The organism is Pontibacter liquoris, assembly GCF_022758235.1.
GTDB classification, from domain to species: Bacteria; Bacteroidota; Bacteroidia; order Cytophagales; family Hymenobacteraceae; genus Pontibacter; species Pontibacter liquoris.
In genome coordinates, this window is sequence record NZ_JALEBG010000003.1 from 568311 (window position 1) to 590043 (window position 21733).

Consider the following 21733-nt stretch of genomic DNA (forward strand, 5'->3'; position numbering starts at 1 on the left):
CAGCAGCACCGTCCTTACCCGTTCCGCCGCACTGTACTTATAAAGGCATCCCGCATGTCAACAAACCTGTTCATGGCGGCCTCCAGGAAATCTTCGTCGAGCAGGGCTTTGGCCCCTTCGTCGCCGGTTACGTCCATTTCACTGATCTTGTAGGTCTGTTCAAAATCTCCCTTCTCCAGTTTCAGCAGGTACTTGCCATTCCAGGCCAGCAGCGTCACTTTCATGTTCGGGTTGGGGATGTCTGCTACTACTCTCATAGGTATAATGCGCTAAGTTGTTATTGTGCTGATTAATTAGCCAAAGCGGAAGTATAAAATTATACTTCCGCTTTGGCTTTCTGGAAGTCGCAGATTCCGCACTTGTTGCGGAAAATCCTGGTTAAAGGGTCCGTATCTAGGGATACTTACACTTCTGCGGTGTGCCCACAAGATTCTTTCAGAATGATAAAAAAGGAGCCTGCATAAAACATCTTTTGTCCTTCGTCTAAAATTCCTTTGTCAAGAAAGTATAATTGGTAAAGTATAAAGGCCGAAGTATAATCCGCTAACTGCTTGCTTCCATATCGATGCCCATGAGCTGCATGAGCTTGCTGGCGTTAAAGCTACGGCAAATACCGCGCTGTAGTTTATAATCAAAGTCGATCCTGTCGCCGGTGATGGTGCTGTTAAAGCTGTAGTTGTGCACGCTGCCGGGCAGCTCCTGCTCCATTGCGCCCAGTTCCAGGTCGTGGGTAGAGATCAGGCCGGAGGCGTTGCGCTTGTGCAGCTGCCGGATCAGGGCCATGGCGCCTTGGTGGCGGTCGCGGGAGTTAGTTCCTTTCAGGATCTCATCCAGCAGGTAAAAGACCGGCGTGCCCTGCTCGGTGAGCTCCAGCAAAACGCGCAGGCGTTTCAGTTCGGCATAGAAGGAAGAAGTGTTCTCGGCCAGGTTATCCACCGTGCGCATGGCCGTGTAAACCTGTGCCGGGGCAAGTATAAATTCGCGGGCATACACGGGTGCACCGGCCAGCGCCAGCACCATGTTAATGCCGATGGTTCGCAGAAACGTCGTCTTGCCCGACATATTGGAGCCCGTCACCACAATCGTTTGCCCCCGCCCAGCCATTTCGAAGCTGTTGGAAACCGGCGACACCGAAAAGATAAGTGGATGCGCCAGCGCCTCGGCCCGCAGCTCAAACGGTTGCTGGCTTAATTTCGGAACAACATACGCCGGGTGGGCGTGCTGGTAACAGGCGATACTTGCCAGGGCCTCGGCTTCGGCAAGCACTTCAATGGCTTGGTCGAGTTGCGCCAGGTGCTTGTGCTTCCATTGCTCCAGGCGGTGCATCCAGATAAAATCCCATAGCAGCACTGAGTTCAGAAAGAAGCTCATGAGCGTGCTCAGGCGCCAGGAGAAATAATCGATAATAGTGGAAAGCTTGCTGACGGAAGCGGAAACAGGGCCTTTGCCCGTCAGGAGGCCGGCCTGCAACTGCTGTAGCAACACCGCCTGGAAGGGGGCATGCTTTTCCAGGTGCGTTAGCTGCCGCGTGTAGCCCCGCACGGCTTCATACATCTCCATGCTCTTCTCGTAATACACCTCGCGCTCTGCGCGGTATTTATACCCTATTAAGTACTGTGCCAGCAGGAAGAGGGATGGCACGTAGCCGCTCACGCCATAAAACCACGCCGCTATAGCCGCCAGCGTGAGCACGGGCAACCCCCACACGAGCACTTTCATGAACGGATGCTGCCGGTAGAAATCAGGATGCTCTCGCATCCAGGCAGTAAAGGCGGTTGCCGGGGCTGCTGCCTGCTTGTAATGGCGCGGCAGCACCATAAAGGCCTGCACCCAGTCCAGTTGCTGCGTAAGCTCCTGCGCCGCCTCCTGCCGCTGCAACACGGCAGCGGGGCTGGCTGCCTGCTGCAGCCACTGCGCTAGCCGCTGTTTGCCTATACTTGTTACGGCCCTGTTTACCAGCTGGAAAAGCGAGCTGGTACCAAAAATATCCAGGTCGGAGGTATAAGGATGCGCCGGGTTGCTGAACTCGCTGCCGCCATCAAAGGCCTGCAGGCGGCCCTCCAGCCGCTCGCGCTCCTGCAGGTTATATTGGCGCAGCAGCACCAGCTGCTGGTAGTCGAAATCCAGGCGGCTGTGCCAGCGCATCACCACCAGGAAAAGCAGGTAAAAAATACCGATGGCGGCGGTGCCCCAGGTATAGCTACCCGCGTTAAAGAAATAATACGCCAGCCAGGCGCCGGTCAGAAACACCCCTACGCGCAGCCAGGACACAACGCTTGAGCGGGTGCCGGCACTTTTCTCCTGCGCTGCCAAGGCATCGGCGCGTTGCTGGTAAAGCAGCTCTCTTGTTTCGTTCACAAAGTATAGGTTTAAGGGCTTTTATACTTGCCCGGGCGCATCAATGGTGGCAATGCACTTCAGCTCGATGGCAATAGGCGTGGGCAGCCTGTTTACTTCTACCGTGGTGCGGCAGGGCTGGTTGTCTTTAAAATATTCGGCGTAGAGGCGGTTGTAAGTGGCAAAGTCATCCTTCATGTTTGTCAGGAACACGGTTACGTCCACTAGGTTCTGCCAACCCGAGCCGGCATCTTCCAGAATATGGCGTACGTTGCGGAAAACGGAATGGCATTGCGCGGCGATGTCATAAGAGAGGATTTGCCCCTGGCTGTCGAGTTCCACGCCCGGAATGGTTTTGGTGCCACGCTCCCGCGGCCCTACGCCCGACAGAAAAAGCAAATTGCCCACCCGCCGCGCATGCGGATACAAGCCAACCGGCTCCGGGGCGTTAGCCGAATGAAGAGGTTCGTTTTCTGTTGCCATACTTCAAAGATAAACAATCCGGGGATTATCGCTTTGCCGCCGCTAAAACAAAAGAGCCAGCTATTGCCGGCTCCCTGCTCTTCTCAAACAAACAATTATCACAAACACAGTTTTTACTTGGTGAACTTCACGTCGCCATACTTTGAGGTAACGGTTACCGTTCCTTTCGCAGACGATGCGCCAAAATTGCCTTTGTATTCGGCAGACGTATAGTCTTTTTGCAGCGAGGTTATATTCACCAGCGATTTATCTACTTCGAAGTCGGCAAACTGCACATTCACATTAAAGTTGAACGAGGTATTATCCTCAAAATTCAGGGCGATGGGGCTAAAGCCGCTTTCCAGCGAGATGTTGCGGATATTGCGACTCACATTGGTTACTTTCAGCGTACCATACTTTACGTCCAGGTTTAATACCTGCCCCAGGTCGCCAAGCCTGAAATCGCTGAACTTGGAGCTCCCCTGCAGGTCGTTTACCGCCCCCAGGTTAAAATCCGAATAAGACACCTGCAGGTTGCACCCGTTAATAAAGGCACAATTGCCCGAACCATACGCAAGCTTCACGGTATTGCCGCTGCTGCTCAGGCGGTCGGTTTTCAGGGCGCCATACTTCACGGTGATCGCCGCCTTGCCTTTCAGGTCAGCCACGTACACGTCGCCATAGGTATTGCTCACCGTTAGCGGGTTGTTAACCGGCATGTAAACCGTGTAATTTATCTCAAAGCTCTTTTTGGTATTGCCCGTGATCTTCATCGGCGACATTTCTGTTTTAAAGGAAACCAGGTTGTTCTCGCGCAGCTCAATGATCTTGATGTTATCCAGGATTTCCTGCGCTTTGGCATCGGTGCCGGCCCGGGCCGTTACGTTTACCTTTACCTGCATTTCGTTCTTGTTCCAGGTGTTTACCTGCACGTTGCCAAACTTATTATCGATCATCAGCTGGTCGGCACTGGTCACGGTGTAACTCTTATCTACGGATTTGTGCTTTTCAGCATCATAGGCTTTCGTGTCGGGCTGCCCGGGGGTGGTATAGGTGAGCAGCGCCAGCTCCGGCAGCTCGCCGGCCAGGGCCAGCAGGTTACAGTAAGGGTCTTCGTGGGCAGCAGGCACACTGGGGGCCTCCTGGGCCTGGGCCAGCTGCGGGGCAGCAAGGGCCAGCAGCACCGCTACTACTTGTAGAAGTTTATGCATGAGTGGTTTCATCTTTAGCGGGTTCAGTGGTGGGTTGTTTTTGCTTGTCTTCAATCTTCTGAAGCACTTCTAACTGGCGGTTCAGCACCTCGATCCGGATCTGCAGGTTCTGGATCATGGCCTCTACCACACGGTCGGTATTGGGGGTCGTATAAAGCTCTTTTTTGAGCTGGGTGTAGCTGCTGTCCAGGCGGGCCAGTTCTTTGTCGATGCCGGCATCGCTGCTCATGCCCAGCACTTTGAGATCGTATTCGCTCAGCTCACTCTTTTTCTCCTGTATCTGGCTGGCGTAATATGCTTCTACCTCTACTATCTCCGGGGCAATCTTCTGCAGCTTGTTCTGACTGGTAAAGGCAATGGTCTGAGTGGCTTGCGGCGTATTGTGCTTTGTCAAAAACAGGGTAAGGCCGCAGGCAAACAGCAGCAGGATGGCAGCCGCAATGCGCATGAACAGGAAGTCGGCACTAAAGCTGGCTCTTTCACCAAATTTGATGTTGATAACCTTGGCCTCTTTTCCTGCAGCCGGCAGCTCCGGGCAGATCTCCTGCCACAGCTCTGCCCGGGGCTCGAACCTGTCGAATTCATCCCGGTGCTCCTGCACAAACTCTTTTAACTTATCCTTCATGGGTATACTTGCTTATAATTTGCTAGGCAACCAGCATGGGTTCCTGCATTATTTCTATCAGTTTCTTTTTAGCGCGGCTATACTGCGATTTGGAGGTCGATTCGCTTATGCCCAAAATCTCCCCGATCTCGGCATGGTCGTAACCCTCCAGCAAGTATAAGCTCAGCACCACACGGTAGCCATCCGGCAATTTCTGGATGCCCCGCCGGACCTTTTCCACCTGCCAGTCGGTATCGTCGTCATACACCTCGTCGGCAATTTCTCCTGCGGTGCGCTCATCCATGGGCACGAGTTCTGCGCGCCGTTTGCGCACAGCATTGATGGCCGCATTTACCACGATCTTTTTGAGCCAGCTCCCGAACGAGGCTTCGGCTTTGTAGGAATGCAGGTTTTTAAAAGCACTGATAAAAGCCTCCTGCAGCACGTCTTCGGCTTCGGCATAGTCGTTGGTAATACGCATGCTCACGTTAAACATGGCCTTGGAGTAGAGTTTATACAGCTCATACTGCGCACGGTTATCCCCGCTTTTACAACGGTTAATTACGTGATGGTTAACATCCTGATAGCTGAGTGTCTCCAAGGTTTGATTCCGTTTGCTTGCTTATACTTGCCGTGTGCTCATGGCTTTTTCTTTTCTATCATTTCATCCCCCTTTCATCCAAATTCAAGCTAAAGACAAAAGGGTTTGCGGGAGGTTGCATGAAGTTGCGAAAAATTATTTTTTAGTGTTGCTTATTTATACTTTCAGCCCGAAAGCAGACGTTAATAGCCATTTTTACCAGATCAACCCGCCCGCCAGGGGGCCAAAGTATGGACGAACAGTCCGCAAAAAGTACTGGTCCGAACCATGCCGGAAGTATAAACAGCTGTATAAAAAAAACGCCAGCCCTGTTCGGGGCCGGCGTTTTTGTTATACTTCAGGGCAGCACCTATCATGCGCCCGGGCAAGCGGCTGCTTAGTCCATAATATCAAATTTGATACCCTGGGCCAGCGGCATCTGGCGGCTGTAGTTGAGGGTGTTGGTCTGGCGGCGCATGTATACGCGCCAGGCATCGGAGCCAGACTCACGACCGCCGCCTGTTTCTTTCTCTCCGCCAAAAGCACCGCCGATCTCGGCACCGGACGTACCGATGTTCACGTTGGCAATGCCACAGTCGGAGCCCAGGTGGCTCAGGAATGCTTCCGTTTCCAGCAGATTGGTCGAGAAAATGGAAGACGATAAGCCCTGGCGCACGCCGTTCTGCAGTGCAATGGCATTTTCTACCTCGCCGCTATACTTGATCAGGTACAGGATGGGGGCAAATGTTTCTTCCTGCACCATCTCAAATGCGTTTTCGGCCTCTACAATGGCCGGCGTTACATAAGTGCCGGTTTCATAGCTCTCGCCTTCCAGCACCTGGCCGCCTACTACCAGCTTGCCGCCCTCCTGTTGCACATGTTCCAGCGCATTCAGGAATGACGCCACCGCATCCTTGTCGATGAGCGGGCCTACCAGCGTGGTGCTGTCCAGGGGGTGGCCGATGGGCAGTTTAGGATAAATACGGGCCAGGCGCTCTTTCACCTGCTCGTATATGTTTTCGTGGATAATAAGGCGGCGGGTAGAGGTGCAGCGCTGGCCGCAGGTACCTACGGCACCGAACACCACAGCACCCAGGGCCATTTCGATGTCGGCATGTTCCGTCATAATGATGGCGTTGTTACCACCCAGCTCCAGCAGCGATTTGCCCAGGCGGGCACCCACGGCTTCGCCTACTTTTTTGCCCATGCGCGTAGAGCCGGTCGCTGACACGAGCGGCAGGCGGCTGTCGTGGCTCATCAGGCTGCCGATCGTGGCATCGCCCACTACCAGGTTAAAGATGCCTTCGGGCAGTTCGTTGTCTGCCAATACATCGCGGATAATGTGCTGGCAGGCAATAGCGGAAAGCGGTGTTTTTTCGGATGGTTTCCAAACAATCACGTCGCCGCACACCACGCCCAGCATCGTGTTCCAGCTCCAGACAGCCACCGGAAAGTTAAAGGCCGAAATAACTCCTACCACGCCCAGCGGGTGGTACTGCTCATACATGCGGTGCTGCGGGCGCTCGGAGTGCATAGTGTAGCCGTGCAGCTGCCGCGACAGGCCAACGGCAAAGTCGCAAATATCGATCATTTCCTGCACTTCGCCCAGGCCTTCCTGCAGGATCTTGCCCATTTCATAGCTTACCAACTTGCCCAGCGCCTCTTTGTGCTCGCGGAGTTTCTGGCCTATCTGCCGTACTATTTCGCCGCGCTTGGGCGCAGGCACCGTGCGCCATACTTTAAAAGCCTGCTGTGCGGTTTCCACCATGTGCTCGTAATCTTCTTCGGAAGCCATGCTTACCGTTGCAATCAGGTTGCCGTCCGCGGGAGAATAAATCTGGCGGGTAGCGCGGCCCTCCTGCCCGCCCCAGGCAAGGCCGGTGCTGTAGGCAGGGTTCACATCCTTAATGCCAAGTTGCTGCAGCACGTCGGCAATCTCTTTTGTAAGCGGGAGCTGGTCTATGGTTTGCTTCATGATTCTATCGTTTACGGTTAGGGGTCTGTTACAAAGCTAAAAAAATAAAAAAGCTTCTGCTACTTAGCAGAAGCTTTCTCACTTGTAAAGGGTTGATTTGTTATTACTTTCCGATCGGGTAATAGGCCTTCAGCCCATCAGGATACACGCCCTCGATGTATACCACACCGTTATCAAAGCCTTCGAGGTATTTCTGCACATCGGCCGGCTGGTTCACCTCATACTTATCAATGCGGGTAATGATGAAGCCATCTTTCATACCGGTATCGCGGAACTTGCTGTTCTTTACACCGGCAATGCGGGCACCGCCATCGATGCCCAGCTTGTTCATTTCCTGCTTGCTCACCGGATCAAAGGTAGCCCCATCGAACGCAATGGCTTTGGCATTGCTGCGCTTTACCAGTTCGGTGCTGTTGTTCAGGTTCTTGAGCGTTACGTTGGCTGTACGCTCTTTGCCATCGCGCAGGTAAGTTACTTTTACCTTGTCGCCAGGGCGGTAGCGGGCTACCTGCTCCAGCAACTGCGAAGAGTGCGTAATTGCCACGCCATTGATTCCGGTCACCACATCGCCTGTTTTCAGGCCTGCTTCTTTGGCGCCGCTCTTCTCTTCCACACCGGCAATGTACACGCCGTTCAGGGTTTTCAGATCTTTATCCTTGGCCAGGGTAGCATCCACCTCCTGAATTGTAGCGCCCAGCAACGCCCGCTGCACTTCGCCATACTTCAGCAGGTCGTCTACTACCTTGCTGACAATAGAAGAAGGCACCGCAAATGAATAACCGGCAAATGAACCAGTCTGTGAAGCTATAGCGGTGTTAATGCCTACCAGGTCGCCGTTCAGGTTCACCAGGGCACCGCCACTGTTGCCAGGGTTCACGGCCGCATCCGTCTGAATAAAAGACTCAATGCTCATATCGCGGTTGGCACTGGTTCGCAGGATGTTGATATTACGGGCTTTGGCACTCACTATACCCGCTGTTACAGTAGAGTTCAGGTTCAGCGGGTTGCCCACGGCCAGCACCCATTCGCCTACCTGCAGGTCATCTGAGTTTCCGTAACGGATCACCGGCAGCTTGTCGGCGTTTACTTTGATAAGCGCAATATCGGTAGTAGGGTCTGCGCCTACCAGCGTGGCTTCGTAGGTGCGCTTATCGTCCATCACCACCTTGATCTTGTCGGCTTTGTCGATCACGTGGTTGTTGGTAACAATATAGCCGTTAGAGGCAATGATCACACCCGAACCGGATGCCATCTGGGGCCCGCGGGGCACCCGTTCGCCAAACCCGTCGCCAAAGAACTCGCGCAGGAATGGGTCCATGGGCGTACCGCTATCTGCTGTAGCCTGGGCCGAGTATTCGGTCATCACGTGCACCACGGCCGGGGTTGATACCTGTGCTGCTTTTACAAAATTAAGGCCTTCCGGCACGATGGTGTTGCTGCTGCGCATGTCGCTGGTATAGCGCACGGTTGGGTACTGCTCTCCGGGTACCTGGGTTGTAACCACTTCATCTTCCAGCAGCTTATAGCTACCAACGGCCACGCCGCCGCCCAGTATAGCAGACAGTGTGATGCCAGCAATAAATTGTTTCGTCTTCATGAAATTATGTGAACTGATTTATGAATATTAAGGACTGCCTATATACTATAAGTTAACGCTAATCAAGTATACGGTAGTATGGTGTAAACCGATTATTGTCAGCATACTAGGTTGTAAATAACAAAAAAGAGGCCAAGTATCGGCCTCTTTCTGATTTCCTTTTATTTTTTTAAGCTTTGGCTTTTCCGTCTGCCTCGGCGGATACTTTTTTAGTAACGTTCTTTTCTTTGTTCTCCTCCGGCGCAGCAATGCTGATCTGCCGCTTCATGGTCTTATGCTCATCTTTGGGCACGCTCACCTGCAGCACACCATCCTCCAGCCTGGCTTTGATCTTATCCGGATTCACGTTGTCGGGCAGATAAAAGGTTCTGCTAAACGCGCCATACTGTGTTTCGAGCATGTGGTAGCGTCTTCCGTCTTCTTTCTTTTCCAGCCTGCGCTCGCCGGTAATGGTGAGCTTTCCTTCCTGGAAATCAATGTTGATATCGTCTCGTTTCACGCCTGGCAAAGCCAGTTCTATTTCAAAACTCTTGTCGGTTTCGCAGGCATCTACATGCGGCGTAAAGTCCGAGAAGTTGCGGGAGTTAACAGACTCGTTAAAGAACCTGTCGAGCATTGCGCTGAATGTGTTTGGCATGGTGTCCTGCATGCCATTGTATTTACTTAGTGCCATGGTTATCTCCTTTCTTTTTGTTTGAAATTCAATTACACCTTTGCTATCGTAAAAACTATACCAAGCGCATTTCTGACTGTTTTTACTGAAAAAATGTCATTATACTTATACTATATACGCTCCTACCCTGACGTTCTTACCGTGTTATGTTGTTTAGTAGGTAATACTGGCGGTGTTTGGCGCTGTGTGTAAACTATACTTCAGCTCCAGGCCCACTACCGGCGTAATACGGTTGCGCGCGGAAGTATAGCCGTCTTTCTGCAGCTGCCCCAGTTCGTCATACACAGGCGGAATCAACACATAATAGTAATCCGTTTGCCGCAGCACGTAGGGCGTGAGGCGTAGCTTTTCTGTCAGCTCATACGTAAGGCCCAGCTGCAACCGGGTGCGGTCCACGATGCGCTCGTCGCGTGGGGCTGTTTTGTCTTGGTTAAACTCCTGCAGCAACATCACTTCATAACTTACAACAGGTGTTAAAAATTGCTGCCCCACCGGAAAGCGCCTGCCGGCTTCTGCCTTCAGCAGAAACTGCCCCACGGCCTGCTGCGCCTCACGGTGGGCATAGGCAAACAGGGCCTGCTTGTTAAAGTATACATTGCCGATCTGGCCGTTATGACGCAGGAACAAGGTGTAAAAACCCGTTTTAGGATAATTCTCTGCGGCATACCGCACCAGGGCGCCACCCCGCCAGTGCGCCGAGAACGTATGTTCGTAGCCCAGGGTCAGCTCTATCCGCTCAAAGTGGCTCAGGGGGCCTCTCCGGGTCAGGTCGTTGTAGGCTTCGTCGGTGTTGATGCGGTACTGGTTCCAGAGGAAAAAATGGCCGCTGCTGCCCACGCCATAACTCAGCTGCAGCTCGGGCCAAAGGGCGGCAGGCGCCGTGCGCTTGCTTTGTGCCCGGCCCAGCAGCGGCAACAGCGCCAGCAGCAGCAGCGCGCAGGTTTGTTTCAGAACAGCAAAAGAAGGCAGATTTGCAGCCATACTACGCCCAATGTTATGTGTTTAGTAAGTGGTTAGCGGCTATACTTGCTGCCTCCCTATAAAAGCATCTTCCTTCCAGTCTTCCCTCAAAGGCCGCTAATACTTGTTAGCATGCTTCCAGTTCCTGCAGTGCCACAAAAGCCATCAGGCCAATGCTGGTTTCCAGGGCTGTTTCGTCGATATCGAAGGTGGGGGTATGCACGCCCGCAACGATGCCGCGCGCCTCGTTGCGGGTGCCCAGCCGGTAGAAGCAGGCCGGCACCTGCTGCGAGTAATATGCAAAATCTTCGGCGCCCATCCATAGATCCAGGTCGGTCACGTTCTCCTCGCCCAGGTAAGCCACGGCCGCGGCACGTGCAATGGCGGTAAGCTCCGGATCGTTTTGGAGGAAGGGATACCCGTTCTTTATATCGATATCGCAGCTGCCACCCATACTTTCGCAGAGGCCTTCGGCCAGTTTACGGATGCGCTGGTGGGCTTCTTTGCGCCATACTTCGTTCATGGTCCGGAACGTGCCTTCCAGTTTTACCTCATTGGGGATGACGTTGGTAGCTCCCTTGGCCTCTACTTTGCCAAACGACAATACCGTGGGCACCTTGGGGCTGGCATGGCGGCTCACGATCTGCTGCAAGGCAACGATAAGGTGCGAAGCGATGAGCACCGGGTCCACGTTCATTTCGGGCATGGCAGCATGGCCCCCTTTGCCTTTTACGGTAATATATATTTCATCGGCACTGGCCATGTACATGCCCGACCGGAACCCGACCTTGCCCGCCGGCAACAGCGGAAAAACATGCTGCCCGATAATGCCGGCCGGCGCCGGATTCTGCAGCACCCCTTCCCGGATCATAAGCGAAGCGCCTCCCGGAAACTTTTCCTCACCGGGTTGAAACACCAGCTTCACAGTTCCTTCAAAATCGTTCCGCAATTCCTGCAGGATACGCGCTGCGCCCAGCAGCGACGCCGTGTGCACATCATGCCCGCAGGCGTGCATCACCCCCTTGTTTTTCGATCTATAGTTTACTTCATTCGCTTCAACTATAGGCAGCGCATCCAGGTCAGCCCGAAGTGCAATGGTTTTCTTTCCGGGGTTCCGGCCCTCCAGCATGGCTACCACGCCTGTGCCAGCCATGCGTTGGGGCTGCAGGCCGTAGCCCGTTAATACCTGCTCCACATAGGCAGCTGTGTTGTGCTCTTCAAACGAGAGCTCGGGGTTGGCATGCAGATGGCGGCGCACCTGTACGGTGTCCGTGGCGTAAGTATGGGCGAGCTGTTTTATTTTAGTTATACTACTCATTTCTAAAAGGCTGATAGAGGGGTGTGGTAAGCTGGTGTCGATGCAGGCCTGCTGCTCAGTATAAACCGCTGCGCAGTTTCGGAACAACACCCGACTAAAGGTAGCAAAAATAAAAAACGTTGCGAACCTGGCTGGCTGCAACGTTCTTCAAGACTGTTATTTTTAGCTCTTAGTGCCTTTTGTTGATGTTGATCTGGTCGGGCACGATCTGGGCGTTGGGAATCAGGTCCTGTATCTGGTTGAGTATCTGCTGGGCCTCTACGCGGCTGAAAAAATCGCCGAACTTGAGGCGAAAGTTAGGCTGCTGGTAGGTCAGGTAATCTTTTTCGTCCGGCACCCGCCCGATAATGGCTTTGCGCAGGTTCATTACGGCCTGGCGCTCAGAGCCATTATAAGCCAGTATGCGATAGCCTTGGGCATACTTGATATTCCTGTTTACGGCGGCTACGGTGTCCATCAGCACGGCTACCTGGTCGTTTACCTGGTGCGTGGGAGCCAGCTTTGCAGCGGCGCCTTCTGCAGGCAACGGGTATTTGGGGCGGTACTGGCTCAGGTCTTCTTTTACCTTTTCGGTGCTGTTGCCTTTGCCTGTCCCTGTTTCGCTGCCTGCCCTGCCTGCCGAAGAGGCGCAGGACATGGTGAATACTAAAACAAGCGGGAGTAAAATACTAGCTATTCTGTTCATGGGTAACGATCTGAATGCTGGCCGAACATCCTATTCTGTCGGCACCAGCATTGATTAACGCCTCGGCAGCAGCAAATGTTTTGATGCCACCGGCAGCCTTTATTTTAACCTGAGCGGGCAACACGCGGCGCATCAGCTTCACATCTTCTACTGTGGCTCCTTTCGAGGCAAAGCCTGTAGAGGTCTTTACATAATCGGCGCCTGCTGCCGCACAGAGTTCGCAGGCCTGCACGATCTCCTCCTGGTTCAGCAGGGCTGTTTCGATAATCACTTTCAGCTCTGCGTTCTGCAGATGGCAGAAATCTGCCAGATCCGCCAGTTCGGTTCTCACCTCCTCGTATTTGCCGGATTTAAACGCTGCGATATTCATCACCACGTCTACTTCAGTAGCGCCATCGGCCACAGCCTGGTGTGCTTCCAGGAGCTTTACCTTGGCATGCTGATAGCCCAGCGGAAACCCTACCACGGTGGCAATTTTCACCAGTGTGCCCGGGCCCAGCCGCTCTTTGACCAACTGCACGTAGCAGGGCGGCACGCAAACGGCCGCAAAGCCATAGCTGCGGGCTTCGTCGCAAAGCTGCGCAATCTGGTCGGCTGTCGCATCGGCCCGTAACAGGGTATGATCTATGTGCAGGGCAAGTTCGTCTCCGGCCATCATCGTTGCTAAAAAGAGAAAGGACATAAGCGGAAAGGCTTTCTTTCTCTTACATCCTTCTCTGTTTGATAAATGGAAAGCAGCCACTGCGCCGTAATCCGGGTAGTGGCTGCCCCTGTTTTTATTCCTCGTCTATTAATACGCAGCGGTTGTGGAGCAGGTCCTCTTCCACTGTTTTATACTTCACGTCCTTCACTACGCGGCCGTCCAGGTACTGTACGCTCACGCGGTCGTTGCGGCCGGCTACTTTCTGCGAATGTGCCGGCAGGATGCGCTCCGGTTCGGCGGCAGGCGCTGAAGTATGGCCGCTTTCGTCTTCGAGCGACGAATGCACGGCGGCTTTCTGCTCTTTCAGCACGGGTGCTTTTGGCGCAGGCTGCGGACGCGGTACCTGTACCTGCTCGGGTGCCTGGATCGGAATAAAAGCATGGAACAGGAAGTTGATGGTCTCTTCGTTCACTTTGCCGATCATGCGCTTAAACAGCTCAAACGATTCGAACTTATAGATCAACAGCGGGTCTTTCTGCTCGTATACCGCGTTCTGCACACTTTGCTTCAGGTCGTCCATCTGGCGCAGGTGGTCTGTCCAGGCCTGGTCGATGGTGCCCAGCGTGATCATCTTCTCCATTGAACGGAGCAGCTCCATGCCATGCGTTTCGTAGGCTTTGGTCAGGTTGGCGACAGCCGCCAGCTGGCGCTTGCCATCGGTAAACGGCACGGCCACGTTCTCGATCATCGGCCCACGGTTCTGGTGAATGTCGGCAATAATCGGATAGGCCTGGGCAGCAGTTTGCTTATTCCGGTTCAGGTAGAAATTCAGGGCCTCGTTGTAAAGGCGCTCGGACAGCTGGTTTGCCTGGCCATTGCGGAACTCCTCGTCAGTAATGGTTGGCTCAAAGCCGAACACGCGGATCAGGTGCAGCTGGAAGTTCTCGTAATCGTTGATGTTCTTGTAGCTGGCCACCACGTCTTCGCTGATATCGTAGATCATGTTCCAGATATCAAGCTCCAGACGTTCGCCATACAGGGCGTTGCGGCGGCGCTTGTATACTACCTCGCGCTGGGCGTTCATCACGTCGTCATACTCCAGCAGGCGCTTGCGCTGCCCGAAGTTGTTTTCTTCCACTTTCTTCTGCGCACGCTCAATAGAGTTGGTGATCATCGAGTGCTGGATCACTTCGCCTTCCTCCAGGCCCATACGGTCCATGAGGCGGGCAATACGGTCAGAGCCGAAGAGGCGCATCAGGTTATCTTCCAAGGATACGAAGAACTGCGAAGAGCCCGGGTCGCCCTGGCGGCCGGCACGGCCACGCAGCTGGCGGTCTACGCGGCGGGATTCGTGGCGCTCGGTACCCACAATGGCCAGACCACCGGCCGCTTTGGATTCCGGCGTCAGCTTGATATCGGTACCACGGCCGGCCATGTTGGTGGCAATGGTCACGGTGCTGGGCTTACCGGCTTCGGCCACGATCTCGGCCTCTTTCTGGTGCATTTTGGCGTTGAGGACCTGGTGCTTGATGTTGCGCAGCTTAAGCATGCGGCTCAGCAGTTCCGATATCTCTACTGACGTGGTACCTACCAGCACCGGACGGCCTTTCTCGGTCAGCTCCACAATCTCGTCCACTACGGCGTTATACTTCTCGCGCACGGTTTTAAATACCTTGTCGTGCTCGTCGTTTCGCTGGATAGAACGGTTGGTCGGGATTACCACCACGTCCAGTTTATAGATCTCCCAGAACTCACCGGCTTCTGTTTCGGCCGTACCCGTCATACCCGAAAGCTTGTGGTACATGCGGAAGTAGTTCTGCAGGGTAACGGTGGCGTAGGTCTGCGTAGCATCCTCTACCTTCACGTTCTCTTTTGCCTCAATGGCCTGGTGCAGTCCGTCGGAGTAGCGGCGGCCTTCCATTACGCGGCCCGTCTGCTCGTCCACGATCTTTACCTTCTGGTCCGGCGTTACGATATACTCGGTGTCCTTCTCGAACAGCGTATACGCCTTCAGCAGCTGGTTAATCGTATGGATACGCTTTGACTTCTCCTGGAAATCAGAGATCAGCTGCTCTTTGGCGTGCACCTGCTCTTCGTGCGAAAGCGTCTTGTTGTTTTCAATATTGGCGATCTCGGTGCCAATATCAGGCATGATGAAGAAGTTCGGATCTTCGCCCTGACCCGTGATCAGGTCAATGCCTTTTTCGGTCAGCTCGATCTGGTTGTGCTTTTCGTCGATGGTGAAGTAGAGCGGCTCATCGGCTTCCGGCATCTGGCGGGAGTTGTCCTGCAGGTAAAAGTTCTCTGTTTTCTGCAGGATGGCACGGTTTCCCTGCTCGCTCAGGAACTTGATCAGCGGCTTGCTCTTAGGCAGGCCACGGTAGGCCCGGAACAAAGACACGCCCCCTTCTTTGGTATCGCCTTCTTTGATCAGGCGCTTGGCCTCGGTCAAAAAGTTGTTTACTACTTTGCGCTGGGCATCTACCAGCATGGAAATTCGCGGCTTGAGCTGGTAAAACTCGTGCTCATCGCCACGCGGCACTGGGCCTGAAATAATCAGCGGCGTACGGGCATCGTCGATCAGAACGGAGTCCACCTCATCGACCATGGCATAGTGGTGCTTGCGCTGCACGAGGTCCTGCGGGTCGCGGCTCATGTTGTCGCGCAGGTAATCGAAGCCGAACTCGTTGTTGGTACCGTAGGTGATATCGGCACGGTATGCATTGCGGCGGGCTTCGGAGTTTGGCTGGTGCTTGTCGATACAATCGATGGTGAGTCCATGGAACTCGAACAGCGGGCCTACCCACTCCGAGTCACGCTTGGCCAGGTAATCGTTCACAGTTACCACGTGCACGCCGCGCTTGGCCAGGGCATTAAGGAAAGCCGGGAGCGTAGCAACCAGTGTTTTACCTTCACCTGTGGCCATCTCGGCAATTTTACCCTGGTGCAGCACAATGCCGCCAATCAGCTGCACATCGTAGTGCAACATATCCCAGGTAATCTCGGCACCGGCAGCCAGCCACTTGTTCAGCCAGACAGCCTTGTCACCGTCAATCTGCACGTTAGGCTTTTTGGCTGCAAAAGACCTGTCCAGCTCCGTGGCGGTTACCACCATCTGACCGTTCTCTTTCCAGCGGCGGGCTGTTTCTTTTACAATGGCAAACGCTACGGGCAGCACTTCCATCAGCACGCCTTCCAGGTCTTTGTTGCGCTGCTTTTCCAGCTCATCAATTTCCGAAAAAAGGCTCTCCTTCTGCACGATGTTCAGCTCTGTTTCCTCGGCAATACGCTTGTGCAGGCCGGCAATCCGGTCGTCGATCGGCTTTAAGCGCTCGTCAATGACCTGCTTGATCTCCTGCGTTTTCTGGCGCAGCTGATCATCGGTCAAGCCGGAGAGCTTGGCGTATTCTTCGTTTATTTTAGAAACATAAGGCAATACTTCCTTAATGTCTCTGTCGGATTTTGTACCGAATATTTTGGCAACGGTTTTACCGAAAAAATCAAACATCTGTATGTTGTTCTAAAATGAAAGGCTTCGTTTGCGATCCCGTCAAAAATAAGTTGTTTTTCTGAGATTCGAATATTCTTACTAAAACAATACCATAAAAACAGGCCGTACTTGTACCTGCCAAAATTACCGGAAACATATAGTTAATCTGCTATCTATACTTCCAGGGTTTAAAAAGCTATGTCATAAAGGGCAGCCGGTGGCATTGTGGCAGGCACCCAATAGATTAAAACTACAGAAACAGCGCAGAAGTTCAGCAAACTGCCGGCTATAACAAGCGCTGGAACTCATGGGCATCTTCCCAGCCCTCGGGTGTTTTGAGCCAGTCGCGGCGCACACCCACCTCGGCAAAGCCGCACTTTTGAAAGAGCTTTATACTTGCCGTGTTGCCGGCCGTAACGGTGCAGTATACCTGGTGCAGTTGCAAGGTATGGCGGCAGTAGTGCAGCAGCAGGTCCAGGGCTTCAGCGGCATGCCCGTTGCCCCGATGCGGGCCGTCTATCACAATGCCGATGCCCGCCCGTTGATGCAACGGCTCAAAATCAAAAATATCGATAGCGCCGACGGCCTGGTGGCTTTTGCTGCAGATAACGAAGCGCAGCTGCCGGGCCGTATAAATATCCTGGCCTGCGTTCTGAAGGTATTGCGCCAGTACATACTTGGCGTAGGGCGCCACCGTATTGCCAATGTGCCAGACAGCCGTATCATTTTCCAGGGCATACAGGAAATCCAGGTCATCGGGCTCCAGGGCGCGCAGGTATGTTTTTTGGGAGCTGAGAAACACGCGGGTTATACTACTTTTACCTCCAGGGGCACCACACCGGTAAACACCTGCTTGGCCGGACCGTTAAGGTATATATACTTAAAACTGCCGTTAGCCGCCTGCTCAAAGGCTACTTGCAGCTCGCCGCCCAGCACCTGTACCTTTACCGGGCTCTGCATGCCCCTGAGGCTGGCCACAAGCGCCGCAGCGGTTACGCCGGTTCCGCAGGAAAGCGTTTCATCTTCTACGCCGCGTTCATAGGTGCGCACAAATATCTCGTTCTCGCCTATCTGCTGCACAAAGTTTACGTTGGTGCCTACTGCAGCAAACCGGTCGTTGTAGCGGATGGCGCGTCCTTCTTTGTACACATCCAGTGCCTGCACATCGTCTACAAAGCGCACGTAGTGCGGGGAGCCGGTATTCAGGTAATAATCCTCGCCGATGCGCTCCACCTGCTGCACATCGTTCATCTTCAGCTGGATCAGGTCCCGCTCTACGCTGGCCTGGTGCTCGCCGTCGGCCGCCAGAAAGCAGGCCACATCCTCGATCACTCCTACATGCCGGGCGAACCGGACAGCACAGCGCGCGCCGTTGCCGCACATAGAGCCCACCCGCCCGTCGGCATTATAGTAGACCATCTCAAAATCGTAGTCGGGGTGGTCCTGCAGAAGTATAAGCCCGTCGGCACCAATGCCAGTGCGGCGATCGCAGAGGTACTTTACAAATTGTTCGTCATCAGCCGGAAACTGGCCTTTGCGGTTATCCACCATCACAAAGTCGTTGCCGGTGCCCTGGTATTTATAAAAGGTTATGGCCATAGTAGGTGTAACAATTAAAACGGCTGCAACGTGCCTTTTTCTGATTCGGCGGATAAGTCGTACTTTTGCTTTGCATGGCACGCCGCCTTAAATAAAACACAAAGATATGTATTCCTTTCTTACAACAGAAAACTGGGCAGACTATGAATTGGTGGATTCTGGAAACTTTGAGAAGCTGGAACGCTTTGGCCCTCATTACATAGCGCGCCCGGAGCCGCAGGCCATTTGGGACAAGCACCTGCCCGAGCAGGAGTGGCAGCGCCTGGCCAATGCTACGTTTACCCGCGACAAAGGCAGCCAGGAAAAAGGCCAGTGGAACCTGAAGAAAGGAATGCCCGAGCAATGGTACATCGATTACAAGTATAACGACCTGAAACTGCGCTTCCGGCTGGGCCTTTCCTCGTTTAAGCATGTGGGCCTGTTTCCGGAGCAGGACAGCAACTGGAAATTTATTTACGATACCACCCGCCAGCTGAAAACGCCGCAGCCCAAAGTGCTGAACATGTTTGCCTACACCGGTGCTGCCACGCTGGCCGCCAAAGCTGCAGGCGCCGACGTAACCCACCTCGACTCGATAAAGCAGGTGAACTTCTGGGCCCGCGACAACATGGAAGCCAGTAACCTGGACAATGTGCGCTGGATTGTGGAAGATGCTATGAAGTATGCGCGCCGCGAAGTGAAACGGGGCAACACCTATAATGGCATCATCCTGGACCCGCCCAGCTACGGCCGCGGCCCGAACGGTGAGAAATGGCAACTGGAAGACGAACTGAACGAGATGATCAAGCTGTGTCGCGAGATGCTGGACGGCACCGATTATTTCCTTTTGATCAACCTTTATTCGATGGGCTTCTCGGCCATGGTGCTCGACAACCTGCTGCGCGGCACATTTGGCGACATGGTGCAGAACGAAGAACTGGGTGAGCTATACCTGCACGATCGCGGTGAGCGGAAATTACCGCTAGGGACTTTTTTCCGGTTTACTTCGGTGGGAAAATAGGGTGCTGCTAAACAGCACTACATGGTATATTCGGTAATTCAGTTCCGTATAGCTGCCTGATTTGGGAGGATAGTGGAAGTACAGTTCCGTTTATATAGTAGTTAAAAAGCTAAGCGCTAACCACACCTAAACGTTAGCTCCACAAACGTTTAGCCAAGTACGTTGGTGGTAATTTTTGCAGACATTTAACAACATTCACATACCCAAAACATGCTTCGAGTATTTGCCTTAGCAACTGCGCTACTAGTATTTCTCGTGTCTCAGACATCGGCCCAAACGTCAGATTCTTTGCGAGAGAAAATTCACCAAATCATTTCGAAAAAGGATGCAACTGTTGGTGTTTCAATTATTGGCAGTAATGGTAAAGACACTTTATCAATAAATGGCGAAAGGCACTTTCCCATGCAAAGTGTGTTCAAATTTCATATCGCCTTAGCCGTCTTATCCCAAGTCGATAAAGGAAGGTTGTCGCTTGACCAAAAAATCAAAATTGAGAAGAAAGACTTGTTGCCTGGCCTTCATAGCCCCCTCCGAGAAAAGTACCCGAATGGAGCCACGCTGCCACTCGCTGAAATTATAAGCTATACTGTTTCCAACAGCGATAATGTGGGGTGTGATGCGCTGTTAAGGCTTCTTGGCGGACCTCAGGCAGTTGAAAAGTACTTTGCAAGAAACAACTTCAAAGATATTTCAATAAAAATAAATGAAGAAGTGATGCAGAATAACTGGGACCTGCAATTCCAAAACTGGACAACCCCAAAAGCTGCCAATAACGTTTTAGAAGCCTTTTATTTCAATAAGAAAAAACTACTTTCCTCCAAAAGCTATGACTTTGTTTGGAAAGAGATGAGAGAAAACGAAACAGGTAAAAATAGATTAAAAGGGCGTTTGCCAGAGGGCACTGTTGTGGCTCATAAGACCGGTTCGTCCGGAAAAAATAAAACAACCGGGATAACAGCTGCCGTCAATGATATTGGCATTGTCTTTTTACCCAATGGAGAACACTTCTTTATCAGCGTTTTTGTATCCAACTCGAAGGAAGATTCAGACACGAACGAAAGAATCATTGCTGATATTTCTAAAGCAGCCTGGGACTATTTTAATTTACAGCGTAATTAAAACTACTACCAACATTGTGAAAACGGCAGTCTTGGCCGCCGTTTTCATGAGCCCGTTGACATAAAAATAAATTTATAAGGAAGTGATGCCAGGCCCGGATAAGGATACTCGTTTTCCATTGGAGCATTATAACAGGCTTTGTTTTTTGAAGAATATCATAACTAGGCCAAACATAATTGTCGGCGATTATACCTATTATGATGATTTTGAAGACGTCTACAACTTTGAGAAAAACGTCAAGTATCATTTTGATTTCATTGGTGATAAGCTTGTAATTGGCAAGTTTTGCATGATTGCTTCAGGTGTTACATTCATCATGAATGGGGCAAACCATTTAACCGGGGCTATCTCTTCTTATCCTTTTGCCATCTTTGGCAATGACTGGAGAGATGCAATGCAAGGGAAGTCTTACCCAAGCAAGGGAGACACAGAAGTTGGTAACGATGTCTGGATTGGACATAAGGCAACTATCATGGCAGGAGTGAAAATAGGTGATGGGGCAATAATAGCGGCCCATTCGATTGTCACAAAAGACGTGGAGCCTTATACTATTGTAGGTGGGAATCCGGCAAAAGAAATACGAAAACGCTTTACCGATGAACAGGTTCAGAAGCTTTTGGAGCTACAATGGTGGAATTGGGACATCGAGAAAATAACAGCGAATGTACATAACCTCACAGGTGATAACTTAGCGTTACTCACCTATTAGAAAGAAATACGCCTGCCAACCCGCATACAAGCAACGCTGCGCTCACCTTAAGTATGAAACGTTATGCCAACTCGATGACAGAGACTCTAGGAGAGTAAAGGTTATTGAGGAAAGCTTTGAATAGAGATAATAAAATTATCATATATAGAATTTAAAGCTATGACATATAACAACTTAAAAAGAATGGACAATGTCGGCATTGTGGTAGAATCCCTTGATAATGCCATCACCTTTTTCACCGAGATAGGTTTGAAGCTTGAGGGGAGAGGCACAGTCGAAGGAGAATGGGCCGGTCGTGTTACCGGGCTGGGATCTCAATGCGTAGAGATTGCGATGATGGTTACGCCTGATGGTCATAGCCGTCTTGAGCTTTCACAATTTCTCACTCCTCCTGCTATCTCAGATCACCGCAGCGCCCCTGTAAACTCTCTTGGCTACCTGCGTGTCATGTTCACTGTTGAAGATATTGATGAAATGGTAACCAGGCTAAGCAAGCACGGTGCCCAGCTGGTCGGTGAAGTGGTGCAGTATAAGGATGCTTATCGGCTATGTTACATTCGCGGAACCGAAGGGCTTCTTATCGGGCTTGCAGAAGAACTCAATAAAAATGAATAAAGCAGCCCCTAACTGCTTCCAGGCAAAAGGCAGGATAATGTCCTTCGTAGAAACCTTTGTGCAAGGTTCAACTTCTGTGTTTGTATAAACTTTAGAACTATACATCCTGGCCTTGCCCGATACAATCCGTTCTCTGTGCCTTAAATCGTAAAAAGA

The 21733-nt window shown here is 52.4% G+C and carries 20 protein-coding genes; 4 read left to right on the plus strand and 16 right to left on the minus strand.

Features of this window, described 5'->3' with window-relative positions:
- Window positions 1–14: 14 nt before the first annotated feature.
- The 16 genes from LWL52_RS19335 to dapF all read right to left on the minus strand — a co-directional run bounded on the left by LWL52_RS19335 (window position 15) and on the right by dapF (window position 18134).
- A complete protein-coding gene (locus LWL52_RS19335) occupies window positions 15–257 on the minus strand; it encodes a hypothetical protein (protein ID WP_242923507.1) in 243 nt (80 codons plus the stop codon).
- Between the two features lie 286 nt (window positions 258–543).
- A complete protein-coding gene (locus LWL52_RS19340; protein WP_242923509.1) occupies window positions 544–2358 on the minus strand; it encodes a MutS-related protein in 1815 nt (604 codons plus the stop codon).
- 21 nt (window positions 2359–2379) lie between these two features.
- The gene (locus LWL52_RS19345; RefSeq protein ID WP_242923518.1) at window positions 2380–2820 is read right to left on the minus strand and encodes a RidA family protein; all 441 of its coding nucleotides are present in this window, start codon (window positions 2818–2820) and stop codon (window positions 2380–2382) included.
- Window positions 2821–2933: 113 nt separating this feature from the next.
- A complete protein-coding gene (locus tag LWL52_RS19350; RefSeq protein WP_242923520.1) occupies window positions 2934–4010 on the minus strand; it encodes a hypothetical protein in 1077 nt (358 codons plus the stop codon).
- Entirely contained in the window at window positions 4003–4635 is a 633-nt protein-coding gene (locus tag LWL52_RS19355) for a hypothetical protein (RefSeq protein ID WP_242923522.1), read from the minus strand. Before LWL52_RS19355 ends, LWL52_RS19350 begins: the two co-directional genes overlap by 8 nt.
- 22 nt (window positions 4636–4657) lie before the next feature.
- Window positions 4658–5215: an RNA polymerase sigma factor gene (locus LWL52_RS19360; protein ID WP_242923524.1), complete on the minus strand. Its 558-nt coding sequence runs from the start codon at window positions 5213–5215 to the stop codon at window positions 4658–4660.
- A gap of 376 nt (window positions 5216–5591) precedes the next feature.
- Window positions 5592–7169, minus strand: a complete 1578-nt coding sequence (gene amaB, locus LWL52_RS19365; protein WP_242923527.1) for an L-piperidine-6-carboxylate dehydrogenase — start codon at window positions 7167–7169, stop codon at window positions 5592–5594.
- A 103-nt stretch (window positions 7170–7272) separates the two neighbouring features.
- A complete protein-coding gene (locus LWL52_RS19370; RefSeq protein WP_242923536.1) occupies window positions 7273–8766 on the minus strand; it encodes a Do family serine endopeptidase in 1494 nt (497 codons plus the stop codon).
- 169 nt (window positions 8767–8935) lie between these two features.
- Window positions 8936–9439 carry an Hsp20/alpha crystallin family protein gene (locus LWL52_RS19375; protein ID WP_242923538.1) on the minus strand — a complete coding sequence of 168 codons (504 nt, stop codon included), beginning with the start codon at window positions 9437–9439 and terminating at the stop codon, window positions 8936–8938.
- A 153-nt stretch (window positions 9440–9592) separates the two neighbouring features.
- Complete coding sequence (locus tag LWL52_RS19380; RefSeq protein ID WP_242923540.1) at window positions 9593–10420, minus strand: hypothetical protein; 828 nt, start codon at window positions 10418–10420, stop codon at window positions 9593–9595.
- A 106-nt stretch (window positions 10421–10526) separates the two neighbouring features.
- On the minus strand, window positions 10527–11717 hold the full coding sequence (locus LWL52_RS19385) for a M20 metallopeptidase family protein (protein ID WP_242923541.1): 1191 nt from the start codon (window positions 11715–11717) through the stop codon (window positions 10527–10529).
- Window positions 11718–11886: 169 nt separating this feature from the next.
- Window positions 11887–12402, minus strand: coding sequence for a sporulation protein (locus tag LWL52_RS19390; protein ID WP_242923543.1), 516 nt, complete (start codon window positions 12400–12402; stop codon window positions 11887–11889).
- Window positions 12386–13084: a deoxyribose-phosphate aldolase gene (gene deoC / locus LWL52_RS19395; protein ID WP_242923545.1), complete on the minus strand. Its 699-nt coding sequence runs from the start codon at window positions 13082–13084 to the stop codon at window positions 12386–12388. The genes LWL52_RS19390 and deoC overlap by 17 nt, the downstream gene beginning before the upstream one ends.
- 94 nt (window positions 13085–13178) lie before the next feature.
- Window positions 13179–16553 carry a preprotein translocase subunit SecA gene (secA, locus tag LWL52_RS19400; RefSeq protein WP_242923547.1) on the minus strand — a complete coding sequence of 1125 codons (3375 nt, stop codon included), beginning with the start codon at window positions 16551–16553 and terminating at the stop codon, window positions 13179–13181.
- A gap of 268 nt (window positions 16554–16821) precedes the next feature.
- Window positions 16822–17337, minus strand: coding sequence for a GNAT family N-acetyltransferase (locus tag LWL52_RS19405; protein WP_242923549.1), 516 nt, complete (start codon window positions 17335–17337; stop codon window positions 16822–16824).
- 5 nt (window positions 17338–17342) lie between these two features.
- Window positions 17343–18134: a diaminopimelate epimerase gene (dapF, locus tag LWL52_RS19410; RefSeq protein ID WP_242923551.1), complete on the minus strand. Its 792-nt coding sequence runs from the start codon at window positions 18132–18134 to the stop codon at window positions 17343–17345.
- A gap of 106 nt (window positions 18135–18240) precedes the next feature.
- On the opposite strand from dapF, the gene LWL52_RS19415 reads away from it, so the two are divergent.
- The 4 genes from LWL52_RS19415 (at window position 18241) to LWL52_RS19430 (ending at window position 21577) form a co-directional block, all read left to right on the plus strand.
- Complete coding sequence (locus LWL52_RS19415; RefSeq protein WP_242923553.1) at window positions 18241–19134, plus strand: class I SAM-dependent methyltransferase; 894 nt, start codon at window positions 18241–18243, stop codon at window positions 19132–19134.
- 210 nt (window positions 19135–19344) lie between these two features.
- Window positions 19345–20253, plus strand: a complete 909-nt coding sequence (gene bla / locus LWL52_RS19420; protein ID WP_242923556.1) for a class A beta-lactamase, subclass A2 — start codon at window positions 19345–19347, stop codon at window positions 20251–20253.
- A gap of 85 nt (window positions 20254–20338) precedes the next feature.
- Complete coding sequence (locus tag LWL52_RS19425) at window positions 20339–20962, plus strand: CatB-related O-acetyltransferase (RefSeq protein WP_242923558.1); 624 nt, start codon at window positions 20339–20341, stop codon at window positions 20960–20962.
- A 159-nt stretch (window positions 20963–21121) separates the two neighbouring features.
- The gene (locus LWL52_RS19430; protein WP_242923559.1) at window positions 21122–21577 is read left to right on the plus strand and encodes a VOC family protein; all 456 of its coding nucleotides are present in this window, start codon (window positions 21122–21124) and stop codon (window positions 21575–21577) included.
- Window positions 21578–21733 lie beyond the last annotated feature (156 nt).